This is a genomic window from Arachidicoccus ginsenosidivorans (assembly GCF_007971385.1).
GTDB classification, from domain to species: Bacteria; Bacteroidota; Bacteroidia; order Chitinophagales; family Chitinophagaceae; genus Arachidicoccus; species Arachidicoccus ginsenosidivorans.
The window spans coordinates 1,345,468-1,365,509 of record NZ_CP042434.1; the positions used below are offsets into that span (position 1 = coordinate 1,345,468).

Genomic DNA, 20,042 nt, shown 5'->3' on the forward strand with positions numbered 1-20,042 from the left:
AATAATTATTTGTTTTTTACCCTCGAAAGTCCAATCAATTTAGTATTTTGCAAAAGAAAGTTTCAAATTGAAGCAGATTTTATTATAAAACCTATAATTTTTAAGCCAGATGAGCCCGAACATTAAACCAATAAAATTATACGGGAATTAAATCAATTGATATGTCTCCTATTTATTATACAAATGCAAACAATCCATTGATTGAAAAATATAAAGACTGGTTTCAGAAATTCAGGGATTCTCCCGACAAGCCTATTGAATTACTCGTCTCTAAGCACAATTTGAAACACGAGGCCATAACGCCTATTATAGAACCGCTTACAGTAATACAACATTTTCCTGATTTACTGGGACGATTGGCACTTAATGTGGAACTAAAATATGAAAGGGACGCGAGCAAAGGTCTGTATCACAAAGGATATGATTGGGTAACACCTAAAGCAATCGCTTGGATTCATAAACTGGCTGTTAGCTTTCCGGCAATTATATTTTTTATAAAAAATACAGAGGAGCAAATGCATTCATTGATTGGTGATCTGTTTGCAAAAGGAAAGATCCCTTTAAGGTCTCTTGACAAAGAGATGACAAGGCTTTACATTTCGCCACATCACCAAGAAGTTATTGCAAAGCGTATGTTTCAATATTCTTGTTTTTTTTACGTATTTTGTCTAGGAACTGACTTTGATCCAATTGAAACTATAAAAACCGTTTATAAAACACCAAATATTCCTTGTCCGATAGAGATGATCATTAAAGCCAGCGAAAAAAACATTCTCATAGGAGATCCATTCGGCAGATCCCACTTAAATTAACTACTCCCCCTGGGAGGTATTTTTTGGTACTAAGCCTATCACCATAGCTAATGCGGTCTGTTTGAATAAGCCTTATCAAAATTCATAAAGTTCTATCGGTAGATTATCCGGATCATAAAAAAAAGTAAACTTCTTATTGGTACACTCATCAATACGAATCTTTTCCGCAACAACCCCTTTGGAAGCCAAAAACACCAACTCTTTTTCCAGACTTTTAACGCCAAAGGCTATGTGTCTGAGTCCCGTTGCTTCGGGCCTGGTTATTCGACTTGGCGGATCAGGAAAGGAAAACAGCTCAATAAGATATTGTCCGTTTAATGACAGATCTAGTTTATAGGATTTTCTATCAGACCTAAACACTTCATTCTCAATAACAAACCCAAGAATCTCCGTATAAAAGGTTTTTGAGCGTTCATAGTTAGAACAAATAATAGCTATATGATGCAATCTCTCTATATGCAACATGGACGTAATGATTATGGATCAAATATTCGATTAAATGTAAGGCAATATTACACTAAATACGCAAGAAATATCGAAGCTTAAAGCGTTTAAACCTGTTATTTGCCAGGTATCTGCCAAACCAAGTGGTCATCAATCATTCAATGCAGAAAAACGAGAAAAGATTATACAATACATATTTAAAATAAATTTTATTTTAAAACAATTACATAAAATTTGTAATTTCACCTCTCGTATTTCGTATAGACTTTAAAAAACCAAAATTCAATCTTATATTAAATATACTGTTTATGTATAAAAGAATCTATATTGTCTTTTTAATAACCTTTGCCCTCTTTGTTAGCTATAATACCTCAAAGGCTCAATTTGGAACGACTTATTCCACCATCCGTACCCCTTACGGTAAAGCAACTATACAAACACCTGGAATGGGCTTTATGCCCATATACAATCATGGCGTAAGGCCAGCCATGAAAAAATACGATTATACCGTGACCCTAAAATCGGGAGAGGTTTACAAAGGCAAAGGGAAAATACAACTATACAAGCATAAATGTTATATAAGGTTCTACCGAGGAAAAAAGTTTAAAATATTCTATCCAGTAGATACAAAATCAATTTCAATGATTACTTCTAATGGTCGGAAAATGACAGGAATACCTGCTTTTAATGATTCCTGCTGGCTATTTAAAGTTTACGAAGGAAAAATAAATAAATATGCCATAATGCCCGAGTGGGGTTCACCCTATTTTTCCGCCATTCAAAAAGATAAAAATAAGCCCCCGTCCAACTCACCAAAGAACATGTTATAGAAATGGTCAAGGAAAATACAGACGCGCTTAAAAAGGCCAAAAAAGGCAAATTAATAGATGCAATTAAAATCTATAACAGATCCAATTAAACTAACTTTTAGTATTTACTCATCACCTAAACCAACCGCCTATATTATATCCCACATAATTTGGCTGATTTTTGGCAAAAATCCGTAATACTTCCATCGCGCCTTCTGCCTGGGATATCCTGGCATCCAGCACCTTCAACTTATATTCCCATGGCCGGTCACTTATTACTTTTACACGGTTGCCGATTTGCTCAAACAAATATTCGACTTCGCCATAGCAAGAAGCATTTGGCTCTACTCTGGCTAGTAACGCACCAGCCCTATTGGCCGCATTAATATCCTGGTTGGCTGTCCAGATAGCCTTTGCCGACATCAGATATTTTGCACATTGCCTGTCAATCACCTGTTTATACACGCGTTGTAAATCGCTTCTTACTTGACTGAAGCAATTACTTTCAACAGGTACATTTACCAGCAAAGCAAGTGCTTGTTCATATTTCTCTTGTGATTCAAATCGATCGACCTGACGTAAAATTAAATCACAATTCGTATTGTAATAATCAATTATTTTTGTTTACCTTGGGTAATAAAATTAATAACACCTGCATTCTTTGGAGAAATCGTCTTTAATGCAGCGATATAGGATTTGTTTATATTTCTGCCCACACCTTTTACTAAAAAGCTCTTCGTCGCATACATATGACTCGTCTGAGCGTCCCCAATGCAAAGTGTCACTTCCAGGCTTAATACTACTTGAATAGGTGCCGTTGACAGAACCTCCTTGCCAATAACTGAAATTTTAGGCACAAGAATAAACCGTGATAAATTGCCCAGATCACTAATCCCGTTGGCAGTGGCAATTTGCTGTAGCTTTGTTTCCATAATCGTTCTTGACTCCATAGGCACTAAACCGTCTTCGATATAAATGCCCAAGGCCATAAAATCCGGTTGCGGTCCGCTACCGACTACGTTACCCTGTCCTTGCACCTTTGCACCCATGGATAGCACTAGTAAAAATAAAAAGACAAAATATATTCTTTTCATAGTTAAAATTTTATTTGCTTCCCAAAATAATGGTTGCCCGTCCAAGGCCTTTCATGACCAGCTTATTGGGAATATTAAAAGGAGCCGCGCTTAAATACCTGCTTAAATCTCTTAAATACCGTCTAGCATCTATCGCGTGATTACTGGCATCAAAAAGCGGGATTCTAACCTGCTCAAATAACATCATATTTTCGGTAAAATCTGTGGTATTAAATCTCCCCTTAACGCTGTGATCTCTTATCCAGCTTTCGATCACATAGCCTAATTCATCACCGCCACCATAATTTTGCTCTAAATCTCCCTCCCAGTTGTCCCAGGTCTGTATGCGGACAATAATTTCCCTTCCATTTTCAAACATATCATCAAAATAATCCTGCAATGAACTGGTAAAATTATCCATATGTGAGATGACGGCCTCGGAAAGAAGCACTGGCACCGCCGCACTAAATGAAGGAGCTCCAGTGCCGGTAGCGGTAGCAATTTGTTTATCGGTGTAAGCGTCCAAGCCTTGCAAATTAAAATTGACTGATTTCTTGGGCCCCACGTTATTGATCGTCCAGGTAAGCTGGATGATAATATCCGCCTTGGCCGCCTTTTTTAATGCATCAATTGGGCTTTCTATTATTCCACCGCCGCTCTTGGATTGCCGCAACATATCTTCGGCGCTATTAGATTGCAAGGTTTTAATAGCAGACTCCATGTTCTTTAATGGAAAACCTCTTTCAGCCATCATGCCATTAATCTGACTAATTACCTGTAGCACCTCCGGGTTATTTTGAAAGGCGCGCTTATAATCCGGCACTTCCACTTCGGTTCCTTGATCATCAAAACTTTGAACATAACCGTGCTGAATACACCAGGCGTCACTTGGGACGACCATAAGTGTTGGCTTTTTAGCCTGACCAGATACAACACATGCAATAAAAAGGGTCAGGCAAGTAAAAATAAATTTAATCTTATACATATATTCGAGTTTTAGAATCCTGCATTAAGCGCCCGCACTATTCCTTCTTTTTCAAGGCGTTTACGCAATAGATCCGTCATTACAGTTACGATGGCTCCAATCTTATACTCTCGTTTACTCACTTTCAGACGGTCCTCAGCAGCAATCTGACCATCGGTAGCAGAGGAAACATATTTTAAATATTCACCTCCCTCGGCAAAAAAGGCATCAAAAAACGCTTGATGCTGGGATTCAGCCGCGGGATCTCTCACCAAAGGCTTAAAAGCAGTACATCCTTGTCCACCACCGGCATAGCCTTTAAAAATAATGCCGTGAACAGCATTTCTCATGGCGCTGGCAATAGCGTGTTTTGGATTTTTGGAGTAGGACCATACTTTTACCAGTTTAGAGCCTTGTTTTCCAAGTCCTGCACATTCAATATCATAACGCCATATTTTGGTATCCGCCAATGCTTTGTTTTTCTTCCACTGGGCTTGCACTTTTACAGTGGCAAAACAAATGCTAAACAGAAAAACGAGTATTGCACTTTTTCTCATAATAATTTATTAATCGATTTGTCTTATCAACATTCCTTCAGCGTATTTATTTTTCGCTCCCTTGAAGCTGGTGTATTCAAGTTTAGAGGGATTCTCCTCATCAGCCATATAACGATTATCCCAAATTTCACCCTTTTCGACTTTCACAACGCCCACACGCTTATACTGTGTTCTGCCATTTTCATCCTGTATTTGCTCCAATACTTCATATTTATCGCCACCCTCCAATCCTTCTTTTAATCCGATTTTGGCAGAAATAGGCCACCCACTTAATAAGGGTGTTTTGGTTCTAAATACTTCATATTTTCTTTGGAGTTTTGCAATGACAGCATCCGTCGCTTTTTTTGTTGCAATAGAAATTAATGCACTATCTGTTTTTTTGGTAAATGCAGTACTTTGTAAATCTGCCCATGCTGTTTCAAGGCCAATATATTCCAATTTAAAAAGATCGGTATTCTCAAAAGCAGCGACTTTTACCGGATCTAAATGTGCGTCGTCGGTCCACATTTCATTATAAAAAGCATTGGCTACCTCCTGATTCCAGACTAGCTTAAATAAATAAGCATTGGTTTTAATCACATATCCTTTGCCAACCACTCCTACCCCAAGGCTCGCACCTTCAGAAGCAAGACTAAGCGAAGAATTACCTGCATAGGAAGCAACAGAAGAAGCCAAGGATAATAGTCCTTTTGCCTTTTTCGCGACTTCCTCCTTGTTCGTAAATTTAAAATCATTTACGATGACAAAAGTGTTCTGAATCAACTGTTCCCCTGCATCCCGGACAAGTGCCAGGCCACGCTCGCTTTTCTTTGCCACTTTTACATCAATATCTGATGCGTTATATGCCCCCCTATCAGCAACCAAATTCATATTAAAACCTCCTTTAGCACTCCTGTTAAACCATTTTGCAACAATTTTCTTCGCAAAATTGCTATCGTTCAAATACCACTCAATCAGTTCAACATTCTGCCCTGCACTACTTTGTTGCTTTTTGTTACTTTTAGGATTTTTACCAAGTAGTCCTAACCCCGCATTACTTTGCGGCCCATTGGCATACTGCGATAATAAGTTTTCATCAATTGCATTTAAAGCACTGATAACTCTTAGATCTCCATTATGATCATTGAACTTTTCAGGGACAGGATAGCTGGCAAAGGCTTTCAGGATAACCGAATCCTGGCTTTCGGCAGGCTTATCAATCATAAGTGTCCATAAGGAACTCCTTTTGTACTTCTGAAGTGATGATTGTGCAAACGCCGTACACACCACCAACACAAGTGCAGTCAGAAATAATATCTTTTTCATAATTTCATTATTTTAAAGCCGTTAGTGATAATAAAACATTCAACCAATTAGTCTGCTATTGATACTTCTAATGCTAGATAAAAACAAACCTGCGTATAAGATCAACCCTCCAGTAAATATGACCTGCATGTGATCATAAGTACTTCCTATTATTACTATTTATCAATAGGCGCACCTTATAATAGGGTTTTGTCTGTCTACAAAAATTTATCTTATTTCAAATTACAGCGTTCAAACACTATGTACAATTATTCTGGTTTTCTAAAGCAAAAATAGGATAGCCTGCATAAAGCAAAAATACCCTCAAGAGGGTATTTTTGCTTTATGCAGGCCATGTCGGCATTAATTACAACCTAGCAATAACGTCTAATAAAAGAAAGTCAATCAGTCATTTATTTAGTCTTAATCATAACCAGATTAGCGGGTTTCTAACCGGCAGATTTCGGATAACTTCCTCTACTTCAGGAAAATGATCCAAACGACTCCATTGATTAAACCAGTTATTATTTCCAAAGCGGGCTGCGCCAAATAAAAGGGCTGGCTGCGCAACAGGCCACTGATCCCAGTACATCACATCCGGAGGCAATGGCCATTTAGTTTTATCCTTCATATACGGGAACATAAATTCAATGCCCTTTTTAATGGATTTGCCGTCAGGCGTTTGATAATTGTATAAATCATCTTCGGCAGTGGACAGAATCTGACAGATGATCGTCATGGCATCCAGGTTAAATAAAGCGTATCCATAGGGTTTTGTTCTGGCCATCTCTTTTGGAAAACTTCCGTCTTTGGCCATCTGCTCTGGCAGCAATACCTTCTTATATCTATCCCGGCAAAAATTCATCAACTTCATATTGCCGGTAAAGCGGGCGAAGCAGGCAACCTGCATCACCCAACAAGTCCCGTGATTATTGGCTGCATGCATTTCATCAAGACCATAAGGATGTGTTGATACCCATGTAAGATAATCGGCAAACCATTTTTTGATCTTTCGAAGTGCAACCTGGTCCATTTCAGGGGCATTTTGCATGATATACAAGCCTTGGGCAACTTCCATTAATTGTATGGCGTCAATAATCCCGATTCCTCTTCCTGTAACCCGACCTTTTATGGCCTGCGCATATAATAAATCAGGATTCATGCGGGTAGCCGTATCTACAAACCATGCAATGCAATGCTCCATTGCCTTATGCAGATAAACCGGCTTATTTTTTATCCGCCACGCAGAAGCTAAGTTTCCTACAATTCGGCTAAAACGGATCATGGCCTGTCTGTGCGCGACAAAATTATCAGGGTTCGTCAGCCCATCTTTTCTAATATAAGGACTATCCGGGCTGGCGGGGTTTGGCCACCAGTAATCCCCTTCACTATAAAAATCATGCTTCCCTCCGGCGCTTCGATCAGACACCGCAGCGGTAACGGTAATCGGCTTTTTTGTTAAATCATTGTCGGCCCTTTGTAGCACATCTTTTTCAAGTACTTGCTGCACCTGCTTTATAGTCCTAGTTTTGCCTACACTATTTTGCGCATGCAGCCCGCAATTTAAAACAAGGCCAAGGGTGCAAGCCAGTAGATAGCTTACAGTGATTCTATTTATCATTCAATTTTTTTTAAATCATTAAGGGTTATAGATTAAAGCGACACAAATGCGACAGGTAATCCATCAACTTTAGCACTTGCTACAGATTTTCCATTATTTGTATGAACCCGAATAATCGCCCGGCCATTGTACATTTGAACTTTTTTTGAGCCCGTTGACGTTCCCAGATCGTCTATTAGTTTACCATCGCCAGCCAGCCCAAAATGAATCCAGTTTTTTGCATCCAGGCATTGAACATGATTTTTATCAAATACCTTAGCCTCAATGGTAGCTATTCCATTTTGCTCACCAATCTTCTCAAGTGTCACCACGGAAGGGGCCGCCCAAACATCTGTCTGGTACTGAAAGTGAATGGTATCACGAATCGTCCTGGCGCCTTTACTAGCCACTACGATGGCAGTATACGTACCCTTATGCATGGGTACATTCCAACGAAGACCTGCCGCCGGAAAATTCTGGCTATTGCGTTTTCTGTTGCCATATGATTTACCATTAACAAACAGTTCTGCCACTTCGCAATTGGAATAAACCTTTATCATTTTTCTTCTCCATCCTTACCCCAACGCACAGGCCAGCTATGCCCATAAATATGCGCCATGGGTTTGTCTGTCCAATAAGACTGGAATACATAATAAGACTCCTTTTTAGTCAGATCTCTTTCAACCACTCCTTTTTGATTTACATAGGGGACCGGATTGTCCGGTCTGACAGGTGTCGAAAAATCTTTAAATACCCACATAGCTGTACCTGTAAGCCAAGGCATGGTTTCCTGTTCTTTTAAATGCCAGTCAAATAAATTACATATATAGCTCTCACTCCAGTCTCCATCTTTTGAAGCGCGTGCGGCACCACCAAAAAGCGAAGCGTCGCCGGCCCGTTCATCAGCAGCGCCAGTGGCCTTAATATCCTGCAATCCTTTGTCCGGATTTTCAGAATGCCGTCTGGCATGACTGTCACCACCCCACTCGACATGTAAAAAATGATCCACCTTATCAAATTCTGCCTTGGTAATACCTTTGTATTCGGTATAGATACCACGATACCATCCGGCCCAGATAGAAGGGGAATAAACATCTACGATGTCCTTTGCAAAATCACAGCGGCGGATGGCCGTTTTCCTGGCAGGATCCAGCCTATGTGCCAAGTTGTTTAACTCAGTAAAATAACCCCTTATTTTCTGCTTATCAAATTCAGGAAAATCATTCGGCCAATCATTCTCATTACCTAACCCCCAAATTATGACAGCAGGATGATTATAATGCTGCTCGATTAAATTTGTCAGCATCCGCTTTCCCTGTGCCTGATAGACCGGTCCTCCCAGTCCTCCCCGACACCATGGAATTTCTTCCCAGACCAGGATGCCAAGGCTGTCACATAAATGTAATATGATAGGCGACTGTTGATAATGGGCTAACCGAATAAAATTTACACCCATATTTTTCATTAGAACCATTTCCTCCCGCATCTGATTTTCTGTCATAGCAGGTCCTTCACCTGCAAAATCTTCATGCCGATGTGTTCCTCTTAATAAAAGTCTTTTACCATTCAGCTTAAATGGCCCTTTTTTCACAAATTCAAAATGCCTGAACCCCACTGGAGAGATACTGGTATGTTCACCTGCCTTGGAAGATATCCTGGTTTCCAGCGTGTACACTACCGGATCATTTGTACTCCACAGCCTAGGGGCCTGAATTTGCAAATCCGCCACCTGTATATCTCCACTAAATTTGTCAATCTGTTTTTCAAATTGCTTAACCACAACACCTGATGGATCCTTCAGTTGTACAGAAAGTTTACCTGATTTCATATTGTCGGGGTTTGCAAAGCGCACGCTAACATTTAAATCGGCATTTTTTGATTCAGACTAACCTTTGGTGCGGCAAAAACCTTATCTATGTACAGGGCCGGCTCATAGACCAGATTGACATAACGGTATAATCCGCCATACAAATTAAAATCAGACAGATCGGAAGGCATCATCTCCAGATCCCTACTATTATCGCACCTGATGGCTATGGGGATTTTACCTTTAAATGCTTTAAACAAGCTATCATTAAGCTTAAAAGCTTTCACCGCATCTGTAATATCCACACTCCACTCATCATACCCTCCCACATGGCTGCCAACCTTGGTTGTATAAACATACACCTCAGATTTTTGGCCTGCACCTTCAAAATGCAACAACGTTCTACCCTGGTTATAAGGATTACGGATATCCAGCCTGGTTTTATACCACATTGGGCCTTCATAATAATTAACATCCGGATCAACCGCATCTCTTTCATTGGCTGAATGTGGCAAAGTCACCTTCGTCCACAAAGGAACAGTTTCGGGATCACCCTTTCCAGCCGGACGAACGGCTTCCCAAATACCACCCAGATCTTCCCGCAAAAAGCGCCAACCCTCATTTAAACGGATGGACTGCTGCGCAAAAGATAAGTTATAACCTACCAGAAAAACAATGACCAATAAATACCTCATATACTTTTAAAATAGTTTGATTAAATTAATCGCTTTTGAAATAGTTTATGGAAACGATTTCAAAAACAAACGGTCCAATTAAGAAATACCCCATAAAACTAAAGGAAAAATATCAGTTGTTAGTTAAAAAACTCCGCAACCGTTTCCGTTCGATCCTTTATGGCAATAAAACAGCAGTAGCTGCCTGTGTTCGTAAAAATCAAACAGGCTGCTACTGCTACTACTACTATTTTATTGTTTTATTTATAATCCCATCGACGCTAATCCGCGGCCCTCAGCCAACAATGCTTATGCAGGTTAAAGATCTAAACGCCCGCCATTTTTGGTGCGACAATCACCGGAAATTGTTTATAAGCCTGTAGTTTATGGTAGGTTATATAGGAAACCACCAAAAGTACCATAAAAACAACCGGAGACAATAGATTGGCCGTCAGGCCATCTACCGCTGCATAGGCGATAAACGCAGAAACAAAGTCAATCCCGAAAGCCACATATGTCCATTCTTTTATCCTTTTTGAGACGGGTACAATCAATAAAATACCGCCAATGATGTGCCCTATGCTCACCTCCCACCGGAACCATTCCGGCAGCATTAAATGCCTGGTGCCTTCTTTGGCCATTTCACTGTTAATAAAGAAGGCACCAGAGAGTTCAAACAAGGCAATAATCAAGGTGGTTACCCAATAGGTAACTTTAACGGATTTGTTCCCGGATATGTTCCCAGATTTGTCCACAGATAAGTTCTTCTTGTCGACCGTTTCCATAAGTTTTATTTTTAAAGTAAGAAATTGAGAATTATTAACCTTCCATATAGGTATTCTTTGCTTGTAATGCGGCATAGGTGGCAGCTAATTGCCTGGTATGCCGCTCAATATGAAAAACAGCAAACGAGATCAATTCATACCTACTAAGAAAGCCTACCGTAGGAAAGTTCATTGTATCACAAATGGAGGATAACTCTAGTGTCCGAATATCCCCTGCTAAAAGCTGAGTGGCACCTGTCACCTCATTTCGCATGCTAGTTCTCGTTAAAAAATCCGGACTGGGCAAGAGCTCAGCTGCCGATTTAGCTTTTGTATGCATATTTTCCATCATCGCTTTTAATACGTCGATGTGCGCCGCCGGGTTTCTATGGGCCTGAGAAGTCTTGTCTGTTACCACTTGATGAATAAATTGCATAGATTTATTAATGTGGCTCCCTATCTGGGCCGCTGACCAACTATTTACATCAGCAATTCGGTTAAAGGCAGCTTCATCAAATGCATATAAGCCTTCAACAAAATCCCGAATGACTGCTTTTAAATGCTGCTCCAGTAAGTCTTTTTGCATTGATGAAATACGCCAGGTTTCTTCCATAATTCATTTCGCTTTTGTAAAAAAGAAGATAGAGCCTAAAATTTGCCCAATCAGATATCAAAAATAACCCTCTCAGGCCAGAAACACAGGACGTAATTACGGCAAAATCAGCGGTTATTTGCGACAAATATGGCTTCACTTAATGCAGCTTATAGACTCATATGTCCAGAATTGGTCAAAAAATGCAGGATTAGGTTTGCATCCAGCTAAAAACGGAGCAATATTAAAAGATAGTTGGGCTATAACGCCATTCTTATTCCAATGCAGTTCTAAATTCTCTTAACCATTGCTCCTCAAAAAAAATAGGGGCCATTTTTGGACTGTTCGTCCAAAATGACCCCATTCACCCTTTTATCTAAAATCCAAACCTTTATTATCCCGTAGGAGTAAATTAAATTATCTTGATAGCAACATTAGTTAACCTCTAACATAACGACACTGTGAGCAGGCAAATTCACGCTCAACACCTGATTTCCAGCATCACCGGACAATTTATAATCTGTAAATCCGGTTGTTTTTACATTATCTGGCGCTTCAAATGTATTGACGGACGTTACCGCTTTAGCATCAAGTATTTCCCCATTCACTTTTACATATTTAGTATGTGCCAGATCAATGGTGATGGGATTTGCTTTTTCTGCATCCAGATTCACCAGACTGATATGCATCTTACCTGTGCTATCAATAGAAGCAGAACCATTTACCGCATCGATCGTTTTCCCACCCATGGTATAAGCAGGGCTGATCAGATGTAACGGGATCAGTTTGGCACCCTGGTGCTTTTTATACAGTTCAAACACATAATAAGTGGGTGTTAAAATCATCTGATCTCCTTTTGTTAGTATCAAGGATTGTAAGACATTTACCGTCTGTGCCAGATTAGCCATCCTTACCCTATCAGCGTGATTATTAAATATATTGAGCGTCGTAGCAGCAATCAGGGCATCCCGCATGGAGTTTTGCTGATATAAAAAGGAGGGATTAGTACCGGGCTCTGCATCTGTCCAGACGCCCCACTCATCAACAACCAAAGCTACTTTTTTCTGGGGATCGTATTTATCCATAATGGCTGAATGCCGGGTAACCAGATCTTCCATATGAAGGCAATTTTTCATCGTATTAAAATACTCCTGCTCAGAAAATTTGGTCGCAGATCCTTTTTTGCCCCAGTTCCCTGTGGGAATAGTATAGTAATGAAGGCTGATCCCCCACATCATATTATGCGGGATCCCTTTCATTAATACTTCTGTCCAATGATAATCATCAGAATTGGCACCACTGGCAATTCTTTTGAGTGGCGCATCATGATAGCTTTTAGCAAAAGTGGCATACCTGCGGAACTGATCCACATAAAATTCCGGCGTCATATTGCCGCCACAACCCCAACTTTCATTACCAATACCAAAAAACTGCACGCCATAAGGTTTGTCTACACCATCCTCCTTACGCAGTTTAGTCATCGGGCTTGCACCGTCAAAATTCAGATATTCTACCCAATTAGACATTTCCTGTACTGTGCCGCTTCCCATATTGCCAGAGATATAAGGTTGTGTGTGGAGTAAATGACAAAGCTGCATAAATTCATTGGTTCCAAAGCTATTGTCTTCCGTTACGCCTCCCCAGTTGGTGTTCACCATCTTTGGCCTTTTGGCAGGGTCGCCAATGCCATCCATCCAGTGATACTCATCGGCAAAACACCCACCCGGCCAACGAAGATTCGGGATCTGAATTTTTCTGAGTGCCTCCACGACGTCCATGCGGATCCGTCCCTGCTTTTCTACTTTTGCATCTTTGGGCACCCAGATACCCCCATAGATTCCGCGGCCAAGGTGTTCAGAGAACATGCCATAAATATTGGGATTAATCTTAATATTGGCTCGATCTGCATCCAGACTAAGCACTGCCTTTTGCGCTGATGCAGCCAGGGCAAAACAGGCGATAAAGGCCGTAAGCAATTGTTTTTTCATGTGAATAAATTTGTTTATTTTGTTGATTAGTGAATAACGCCATGCTATTGGATGCATTGCCTTTAACTATAGCTACGCCACGCTGGCACGCACCTTATTTTTTAACCGATGATTTTTTTTGAACTTTGTTTTTAAACCTAGGCTTATAAACAAAGTTCAAAAAAGTATTGAAACCCTCTTCATATTTTTCCTTATCTAACTGGTAGAAATAAGCCCCTTTTTTTGAATTCAGTTTATCTCTTTCTTTTAATCTGACTAGCAGCCCTGTAGACCTGATTTTTTTAAAGAAATTTCCAGGATCAAATTTTGTATCATAGAGTTTCTCGTATAAGATCTGCAGCTGCGGAATCGTAAACTTGTCGGGCAATAGTTCAAAGAGTAACGGGTGCAAGGCTGCCTTATAACGCAGTCGTTCTTTGGCCATTTCCACCATCTCATTATGGTCAAATATCAGCTTAGGCACTTCTTCTGCCGGAACCCATCTGGCCTGAAAATCATCACTCATCTGACTCTGATAGCTTTTAATATCTATCAGGGCAAAATAGGCCATAACAGCCGTTCTGGCTCCTGGGTCTCGCAACGGACTGCTGAAAAGGTGCAATTGTTCCATATAAATACCTTCCAGGCCGGTTAATTCATGTAGGACACGGATGGCAGCGTCTTCGCTGCTTTCCGTATCTCCTACAAAGCCCCCCATCAGACTGAGTCTTCCCATGCAAGGCTCAAAACCTCTTTTGATCACCAGCAGTTTTAATCCTTGCTCATCAAATCCAAATATGATGCAATCCACAGCCAGTAGCAGCTTTTTACCACTGTACTTACGCTTGCTTTGTTTTTCACCTGACATTTGCTTTTGGGCTGCTTTCTTTTCAGCTATTTTCGCTACTTTTTCCAAACTGCTATTTTAAAGATAAACCAATTCAACGCTTCTATTAATTACACGCCACTATTACCAGAACTTCGCATATAAAGCTGCGAACAACATCATAATGACGACAATCAGTACCAAAACACTGGGTTCAACCTTATACATCTTACGGTCAATCACAAAAGCTTTCGCATTGACTTTCGGACTAAACATGCTACAGATGACCATCAGCACAACAGTAAAGCCAAAGGCCAGTCCCATACAGATAAGGAATGGAATTTCATAGCCGCCATGCCCATTGGGATAAGCAGTATAAAACCAGGTATTATGACCCAGCAGAGCGGGCGCAAATTCATTAAAGAAGACACATAGGACAAATCCACCGACGATACCCACGATGGAAGCAAGTCCATTGGTCCTTTTCCAGAACATTCCCAGTAAGAAAACAGCCAGTACGCCAGGGCTGATAAAGCCGGTATATTTCTGGATAAAAGTAAAGCCACCGGCGCCACCGATACCTAACAGGTCATCCCAGGTAAAGAACAGGCCTATTGCCATGGAAATCACCACTGCAATTCTACCTATCCAAACCATTTTCTTATCATTCGCTTCTTTATGGAAATAGTTTTTATAAATATCCAGGGTATAAATGGTGGAGATACTATTGGCTTTACCAGCCAGCGAAGCGATAATGGCCGCCGAAAGTGCCGCTATAGACAAGCCTTTTAATCCATTAGGCAAAAAGCCTAAAACGGCCGAATAGGCGTGGTCTTTATGGCCGCCTAGTTCTGGCAAATATCCCTTTTGATATAAGACATAGGCGGCGATACCTGGCAGCATAACAACAATAGGGGTAAACATCTTCAAGATCCCAGCGAACATAAGGCCCGTCCTGGCTGTCTTAAGATTGGCACCGAGTGCTCTTTGTGTAATATATTGGTTGGTACCAAAATACTCCAGGTTCACGATCCACTGACCGGCGATATACATCAATATACCAGGGACAATCAGGTATTGATCTATATAGTGCTGAGAAGAAGTAGCGGTCGGCTTGGAATAGATCAGATGAAAGTGTTGCGGTGCTGCATGCATCATCGCCTGGAATCCTGCAAAAACATCCTTTCCCAGACCAAACTTTTCACTCACCACCTGTAAGGCAAAATAAGTGGTCGCCAGTCCGCCAATCAAAAGCATCGCTACCTGTATGGCATCTGTATAACCAATCACTTTCATACCACCTAAAGCAATGAGTACGGAGCAGATGGCAAAAATCACCATAATCAGATGCAATGACTGCCCTCCTACTAGTGTATTTACCGCTAAGGCACCTAAATAGAGGATGGAAGTAATATTGACAAATACATAAAGCATCAACCAGAAAATCGCCATTATCAGGGCTACGGTTCCATTAAACCTTCGTTTAAGGAACTGTGGCATGGTAAAGATCTTATTTTTAAGATAGATGGGCAAAAACCAGACGGCGATAATAATCAGGCCAAGCGCCCCCACCCATTCATAAACGCCCACGGCAATCCCTACAAAAAAACCATCTCCGCTCATCCCAATGAACTGCTCAGCGGATATATTGGAAGCAATTATGGAGGCGCCGATAGCCCACCAGGTGAGAGACCCCTCAGCCAAAAAATAGTCATGACTGGTTAAATCCTTGTTTTTCCTTCTATGATAGATCCAAAGACCATAGAAGGTGATCAGTAAAAAATAGGCAACGATAATGATATAATCAATATGGATAAGTCCACTTTTCATGTTCTAGTTAATTAGTTGAGGGCTGCCCCCCTTGGTGAATGAATGATTGTTTAATGATAATAAGCCTGCGCGAATTTAAGTTCTTTCTTTATTTGTCTTAGCGAAGTATCCTGATCAATAATTACAGTTTCAATTCCCGCAATATCTGCAAAATCCTCAATTTGCTCCATGGATAGATTCTGGCTATAGCAGGTATGATGCGCTCCACCTGCCAGTATCCAGGCTGCACAGGCAGTCTGAAAATCAGGAAGTGGTTTCCACATAATGCGGGCCACCGGCAGTTTCGGTAGCGCTTCATTGATAGCCACTCCTTCTACGGCATTGGCCACCAAACGAAAACGTCCGCCCATATCTACCAGGCTGGAAGCGATTGCAGCCCCTCCCCCACCGTTAAATACCAGTCTGACGGGATCTTCTTTCCCGCCGATGCCTAATGGATGAATTTCACAACTGATGTCGCCACTGGCAAGTGTAGGATCCACTTCCAGCATATGTGAACCCATCACTTTGGTATCACTTGGATCCAGATGATAGGTATAATCTTCCATAAAAGCATTGGCGCCTTTCAGTCCATAGCCCATTACCTTCATTGCACGCACCAAGGCAGCTGTTTTCCAGTCGCCTTCACCGGCAAAACCATATCCATCTGCCATCAGACGCTGAACAGCAATACCTGGCAGTTGCCGCATTCCATGGAGATCCTCAAAAGTATCGGTAAAACCTTTAAAGTCGCCTGCTTTTAAAAAATGGCGGAGACCCAGTTCAATCTTGGCCGCATCTCTTAACGCCGCGCGCTGAGCACCTTCTTTACTTAAGCCAGCAGCTAACTTATAACTGTCTTCATATTCACTTACCAGCGTATCTATTTCTTTATCAGATACCTCCTTCATGACCTCGACCAGGTCACCGATTCCGTAGGTATTAACCGAGAAACCAAGTTTTGCTTCAGCCGCCACTTTATCCCCTTCTGTCACCGCTACAAAACGCATATTGTCTCCGAAACGGGCAAATTTAGCGCCTTGCCAATCTGCCCAACCAGCAGTAACCCGGGCCCACTGGCCAATTTGTTTTTGAACTGTTTCACTTTTCCAGTGTCCGACGACTACTTTGCGGTCGATACCCAACCGGGAAACGATATAACCAAACTCTCTATCTCCATGCGCACTCTGATTGAGGTTCATAAAGTCCATATCCATGGTTGCCCAGGGAATGTCCTGGTTAAACTGGGTATGTAAATGCAGTAAAGGTTTATGTAAAATAGTTAATCCCCGGATCCACATTTTAGCAGGAGAGAAAGTGTGCATCCAGGCAATCAGCCCGATTACCTGATCATCGGCATTCGCCTTTTGAATCAGCTGATAGATTTCATCCGTGGTTTTTACCGTAGGCTGCCAGACAATTTTTACAGCAATCGCACTGGAAGTATCCAGCGCACGGGCAATTTGCTGGCTGTGTTCAGCCACTTGCCGCAGCGTCTCATCACCATATAAATGTTGACTGCCGGTCACCAGCCAGATTTCCCGGTTCGTATAATTGATCATAGAAATTTTGTTTAATGAAAATATTGTATAATGAAAGAATTTAAGTTCTATTTACTGCCCATAATAAGCGCTGCTACCATGCTTACGCTCATAATGCTTTTTAATAAGTGCATCTTTAAGCCTGGGCGCTTCATGATTGATTTGCAGGGTAAACAAGGCCATTTTAGCGACCTGTTCCAATACCCCACTGTTATAGACTGCCTTAGCAGCATTTTTTCCCCAGGTAAAGGGTGCGTGATTGCCTACCAGGATCATCTCCATTTCTTCATAACTCAGTCCTCTTTGCTTAAAGCAATCCATAATCTGAAAACCAGTCTGATATTCATAATCGCCCTGGATCATCTCATCAGACATGGGTGGGGCACAGGGAATATCCATGGTGTTATGATCCGCATGTGTTGTTCCAAAAATAGGAATATCTAAGCCAGATTGTGCCCAGGAGGTGGCATAGGTGGAATGCGTATGCACCACGCTACCTATTTTTTCCCAGTGTTGATAGAGCACCCCATGGGTTTTAGTGTCAGATGAGGGTCTTAGGTTCCCTTCAACTACTTTTCCCTCATAATCGACAATCACCATTTTATCTGGTGAAAGGTCTGCATAAGGAACGCCACTGGGTTTTATGGCAAAAACCGCCTCATTTCTGTCCACCACACTCACGTTGCCAAAAGTAAACAATACGAGACCTAATGCAGGTAGCTGCATGTTGGCCTCGTATGCTTCTTGTTTAATGGATAAGTATTTTTGCATAATAAAATCATATTTATTTTTAATTGATCAATTAAATCAGGCTTACTGCGCCCCCACCTGAGCACTAATCCATCCCCCCAGGCTTTTATAGCGCTCATAGCGTTTATTATATAATGCCTGTCTTATACTATCAGGGGCATAGCTTTTATCAAAGCCTTGCCCCATGGCAACCATCGCCTCCTCCACATTGGGGAAGATACCTGCTGCTGTAGCGGCAAACATGGCTGCGCCGATGGCGCAGGTTTGTTCAGCACGATGCACCTTAATCGGCATACCGATCACATCGGCCATGGTTTGCATTATAAAGGCGGATTTCTGGGCCACGCCACCCATTGCGATCAGCCCTTTTACGGGTATACCTTGCTGAACAAAACGCTCAACAATGGCTCTGGCTCCAAAACAAGTCGCTTCTACAAGGGCCCGGAAGATTTCAGGGGCATCGGTACCTAATTGCAGCCCACTAATGGCTGCAGTTAACGCCTGGTTGGCATCAGGGGTTCTTCTGCCATTGAGCCAGTCTACTGCTAACACACTATTTTCCGTAATTGGTTTTTTACTGGCCTGCTGCGAAAGTGTCACAAGTAAATCATTTTCCAATTTTTCCAGCTCGGCAGGCGAAGCGCCCATATTTTTTGCGGGCCATAATAAGATATTTTTAAACCAGGCATACACATCCCCAAAAGCGCTCTGTCCAGCCTCTAATCCAACCATGCCAGGGATGACAGATCCAGGTACCTGACCACAAATGCCACTAACCAGAATATCCTTCATTTCCGCCTCTGGCACTACCATAATGTCGCAGGTTGAAGTGCCAATGATCTTACTTAACATATAAGGCGCTATTTCTGCTCCAACAGCACCCATATGGCAGTCAAAAGCACCAATACCCACCACTACATCCGTAGATAAACCCAGTTTTTCGGCCCACTCAGCACTCAAATGCCCTGCAGGTTCAGCCGAAGTATACGTCCTGTCAAATAATCGATCTCTAAACCCATCTAAGAGTGGGTCGATTTGTGTAAAAAAATCATTGGGGGGCAGCCCGTCAAAATCTGTGGCAAATAAGGATTTATGACCTGCAGCGCAAACGCTTCTCCTAAGTGCCTTCACATCCTGACCACCGGTCAATAAAAAGGGAATCCAATCACAATGTTCTACCCAGCTATAAATATTTGGCCGGATATGTTCATCTGTACGCAGCACATGTAATAACTTAGCCCAGAACCATTCAGTGCTATAAATACCGCCGACAAATTGCAGGTAATTAACGGCTCGATTGGCCGCCACTTCATTTATTCTGGCAGCTTCCTTAATCGAAGTATGGTCTTTCCATAATACGAACATGGCATTAGGATCCTGTTCAAAACCTGGTGTTAAAGCCAGCGGCGTACCAGTCTTGTCTACAGCCACTGGCGTTGAACCAGTGGTGTCTACCGAAATACCTCTTACACGAGCTGCAGCTTCTGGTCCCACCTTTTCTAATACCTCCTTAATAGTGGCAGTGAGTCCTTCCACATAATCCAACGGATGTTGCCTGAACTGTTGCTTTTGGGCATCACAGTACTTACCTGCGGCCCATCTTGGATAATAAAACACACTGGAAGCCAACTCCTTTCCACCGGCCGTATCTACGAGTACTGCTCGGACAGAATCTGTTCCATAATCAAGACCTATTACATAATTGTAATTCATACAAATATAATTATGAGTAAAATTTTTTAATTGTAAATTTAACTATTATTATCAAC

General features: G+C 41.5%; 20 protein-coding genes. 2 read left to right on the top strand and 18 right to left on the bottom strand.

Translation table 11 applies throughout. The annotated features are described in order from the left end of the window. The first annotated feature begins 161 nt into the window (after nt 1-161). The gene (locus FSB73_RS05495) at nt 162-812 is read left to right on the top strand and encodes a hypothetical protein (protein ID WP_146780487.1); all 651 of its coding nucleotides are present in this window, start codon (nt 162-164) and stop codon (nt 810-812) included. A gap of 75 nt (nt 813-887) precedes the next feature. Here the strand turns inward: FSB73_RS05495 and gloA2 are convergent, their stop codons facing one another. Beyond that, nucleotides 888-1,277 (bottom strand): SMU1112c/YaeR family gloxylase I-like metalloprotein, encoded by a 390-nt coding sequence (gene gloA2 / locus FSB73_RS05500; protein ID WP_146780488.1) that lies wholly within the window; start codon nt 1,275-1,277, stop codon nt 888-890. A gap of 287 nt (nt 1,278-1,564) precedes the next feature. On the opposite strand from gloA2, the gene FSB73_RS05505 reads away from it, so the two are divergent. Next, complete coding sequence (locus tag FSB73_RS05505; protein ID WP_146780489.1) at nt 1,565-2,086, top strand: hypothetical protein; 522 nt, start codon at nt 1,565-1,567, stop codon at nt 2,084-2,086. Nucleotides 2,087-2,197: 111 nt separating this feature from the next. Here FSB73_RS05505 and FSB73_RS05510 read toward each other — a convergent pair whose 3' ends face one another. From FSB73_RS05510 to FSB73_RS05580, 17 genes are all read right to left on the bottom strand, one after another. Then, nucleotides 2,198-2,593, bottom strand: a complete 396-nt coding sequence (locus tag FSB73_RS05510; protein ID WP_146780490.1) for a hypothetical protein — start codon at nt 2,591-2,593, stop codon at nt 2,198-2,200. An 86-nt stretch (nt 2,594-2,679) separates the two neighbouring features. After that, nucleotides 2,680-3,159 (bottom strand): magnesium transporter CorA family protein, encoded by a 480-nt coding sequence (locus FSB73_RS05515; RefSeq protein WP_146780491.1) that lies wholly within the window; start codon nt 3,157-3,159, stop codon nt 2,680-2,682. Nucleotides 3,160-3,169: 10 nt separating this feature from the next. After that, nucleotides 3,170-4,123, bottom strand: coding sequence for a DUF6175 family protein (locus FSB73_RS05520; protein ID WP_225974514.1), 954 nt, complete (start codon nt 4,121-4,123; stop codon nt 3,170-3,172). Nucleotides 4,124-4,134: 11 nt separating this feature from the next. Then, on the bottom strand, nt 4,135-4,659 hold the full coding sequence (locus FSB73_RS05525; RefSeq protein ID WP_146780492.1) for a hypothetical protein: 525 nt from the start codon (nt 4,657-4,659) through the stop codon (nt 4,135-4,137). A gap of 9 nt (nt 4,660-4,668) precedes the next feature. Next, a complete protein-coding gene (locus FSB73_RS05530) occupies nt 4,669-5,964 on the bottom strand; it encodes a hypothetical protein (RefSeq protein WP_146780493.1) in 1,296 nt (431 codons plus the stop codon). A 406-nt stretch (nt 5,965-6,370) separates the two neighbouring features. Next, entirely contained in the window at nt 6,371-7,564 is a 1,194-nt protein-coding gene (locus tag FSB73_RS05535) for an alginate lyase family protein (RefSeq protein ID WP_192904095.1), read from the bottom strand. Between the two features lie 32 nt (nt 7,565-7,596). Then, nucleotides 7,597-8,076: a DUF4982 domain-containing protein gene (locus FSB73_RS24220; RefSeq protein ID WP_262712508.1), complete on the bottom strand. Its 480-nt coding sequence runs from the start codon at nt 8,074-8,076 to the stop codon at nt 7,597-7,599. A gap of 23 nt (nt 8,077-8,099) precedes the next feature. Further along, complete coding sequence (locus FSB73_RS24225; protein WP_262712509.1) at nt 8,100-9,371, bottom strand: glycoside hydrolase family 2 protein; 1,272 nt, start codon at nt 9,369-9,371, stop codon at nt 8,100-8,102. A gap of 32 nt (nt 9,372-9,403) precedes the next feature. Next, on the bottom strand, nt 9,404-10,045 hold the full coding sequence (locus FSB73_RS24230; protein ID WP_225974517.1) for a sugar-binding domain-containing protein: 642 nt from the start codon (nt 10,043-10,045) through the stop codon (nt 9,404-9,406). A gap of 305 nt (nt 10,046-10,350) precedes the next feature. Beyond that, nucleotides 10,351-10,809, bottom strand: coding sequence for a DoxX family protein (locus FSB73_RS05545; RefSeq protein ID WP_146780494.1), 459 nt, complete (start codon nt 10,807-10,809; stop codon nt 10,351-10,353). 34 nt (nt 10,810-10,843) lie between these two features. Beyond that, nucleotides 10,844-11,401 (bottom strand): DinB family protein, encoded by a 558-nt coding sequence (locus FSB73_RS05550; RefSeq protein WP_146780495.1) that lies wholly within the window; start codon nt 11,399-11,401, stop codon nt 10,844-10,846. Nucleotides 11,402-11,814: 413 nt separating this feature from the next. After that, complete coding sequence (locus FSB73_RS05555; protein ID WP_146780496.1) at nt 11,815-13,368, bottom strand: alpha-N-arabinofuranosidase; 1,554 nt, start codon at nt 13,366-13,368, stop codon at nt 11,815-11,817. Nucleotides 13,369-13,462: 94 nt separating this feature from the next. Continuing rightward, nucleotides 13,463-14,263: an NUDIX hydrolase gene (locus tag FSB73_RS05560; protein WP_225974518.1), complete on the bottom strand. Its 801-nt coding sequence runs from the start codon at nt 14,261-14,263 to the stop codon at nt 13,463-13,465. A 54-nt stretch (nt 14,264-14,317) separates the two neighbouring features. Further along, nucleotides 14,318-16,003 (bottom strand): sodium:solute symporter family transporter, encoded by a 1,686-nt coding sequence (locus FSB73_RS05565; RefSeq protein ID WP_146780497.1) that lies wholly within the window; start codon nt 16,001-16,003, stop codon nt 14,318-14,320. A gap of 50 nt (nt 16,004-16,053) precedes the next feature. After that, nucleotides 16,054-17,544 (bottom strand): L-arabinose isomerase, encoded by a 1,491-nt coding sequence (gene araA, locus FSB73_RS05570; RefSeq protein WP_146780498.1) that lies wholly within the window; start codon nt 17,542-17,544, stop codon nt 16,054-16,056. A 51-nt stretch (nt 17,545-17,595) separates the two neighbouring features. Then, nucleotides 17,596-18,294 carry an L-ribulose-5-phosphate 4-epimerase gene (locus tag FSB73_RS05575; protein ID WP_146780499.1) on the bottom strand — a complete coding sequence of 233 codons (699 nt, stop codon included), beginning with the start codon at nt 18,292-18,294 and terminating at the stop codon, nt 17,596-17,598. Nucleotides 18,295-18,336: 42 nt separating this feature from the next. After that, nucleotides 18,337-19,986 (bottom strand): ribulokinase, encoded by a 1,650-nt coding sequence (locus tag FSB73_RS05580; protein WP_146780500.1) that lies wholly within the window; start codon nt 19,984-19,986, stop codon nt 18,337-18,339. Between the last annotated feature and the right edge of the window lie 56 nt (nt 19,987-20,042).

What these genes read in the sequence shown, in the direction of transcription:
- FSB73_RS05495 (WP_146780487.1), top strand. Translation starts at nt 162, where the DNA reads ATGTCTCCTATTTATTATACAAATGCAAACAATCCATTGATTGAAAAA.
- gloA2 (WP_146780488.1), bottom strand. Translation starts at nt 1,277, where the DNA reads ATGTTGCATATAGAGAGATTGCATCATATAGCTATTATTTGTTCTAAC.
- FSB73_RS05505 (WP_146780489.1), top strand. Translation starts at nt 1,565, where the DNA reads ATGTATAAAAGAATCTATATTGTCTTTTTAATAACCTTTGCCCTCTTT.
- FSB73_RS05515 (WP_146780491.1), bottom strand. Translation starts at nt 3,159, where the DNA reads ATGAAAAGAATATATTTTGTCTTTTTATTTTTACTAGTGCTATCCATG.
- FSB73_RS05520 (WP_225974514.1), bottom strand. Translation starts at nt 4,123, where the DNA reads ATGTATAAGATTAAATTTATTTTTACTTGCCTGACCCTTTTTATTGCA.
- FSB73_RS05525 (WP_146780492.1), bottom strand. Translation starts at nt 4,659, where the DNA reads ATGAGAAAAAGTGCAATACTCGTTTTTCTGTTTAGCATTTGTTTTGCC.
- FSB73_RS05530 (WP_146780493.1), bottom strand. Translation starts at nt 5,964, where the DNA reads ATGAAAAAGATATTATTTCTGACTGCACTTGTGTTGGTGGTGTGTACG.
- FSB73_RS05535 (WP_192904095.1), bottom strand. Translation starts at nt 7,564, where the DNA reads ATGATAAATAGAATCACTGTAAGCTATCTACTGGCTTGCACCCTTGGC.
- FSB73_RS24225 (WP_262712509.1), bottom strand. Translation starts at nt 9,371, where the DNA reads ATGAAATCAGGTAAACTTTCTGTACAACTGAAGGATCCATCAGGTGTT.
- FSB73_RS24230 (WP_225974517.1), bottom strand. Translation starts at nt 10,045, where the DNA reads ATGAGGTATTTATTGGTCATTGTTTTTCTGGTAGGTTATAACTTATCT.
- FSB73_RS05545 (WP_146780494.1), bottom strand. Translation starts at nt 10,809, where the DNA reads ATGGAAACGGTCGACAAGAAGAACTTATCTGTGGACAAATCTGGGAAC.
- FSB73_RS05550 (WP_146780495.1), bottom strand. Translation starts at nt 11,401, where the DNA reads ATGGAAGAAACCTGGCGTATTTCATCAATGCAAAAAGACTTACTGGAG.
- FSB73_RS05555 (WP_146780496.1), bottom strand. Translation starts at nt 13,368, where the DNA reads ATGAAAAAACAATTGCTTACGGCCTTTATCGCCTGTTTTGCCCTGGCT.
- FSB73_RS05565 (WP_146780497.1), bottom strand. Translation starts at nt 16,003, where the DNA reads ATGAAAAGTGGACTTATCCATATTGATTATATCATTATCGTTGCCTAT.
- araA (WP_146780498.1), bottom strand. Translation starts at nt 17,544, where the DNA reads ATGATCAATTATACGAACCGGGAAATCTGGCTGGTGACCGGCAGTCAA.
- FSB73_RS05575 (WP_146780499.1), bottom strand. Translation starts at nt 18,294, where the DNA reads ATGCAAAAATACTTATCCATTAAACAAGAAGCATACGAGGCCAACATG.
- FSB73_RS05580 (WP_146780500.1), bottom strand. Translation starts at nt 19,986, where the DNA reads ATGAATTACAATTATGTAATAGGTCTTGATTATGGAACAGATTCTGTC.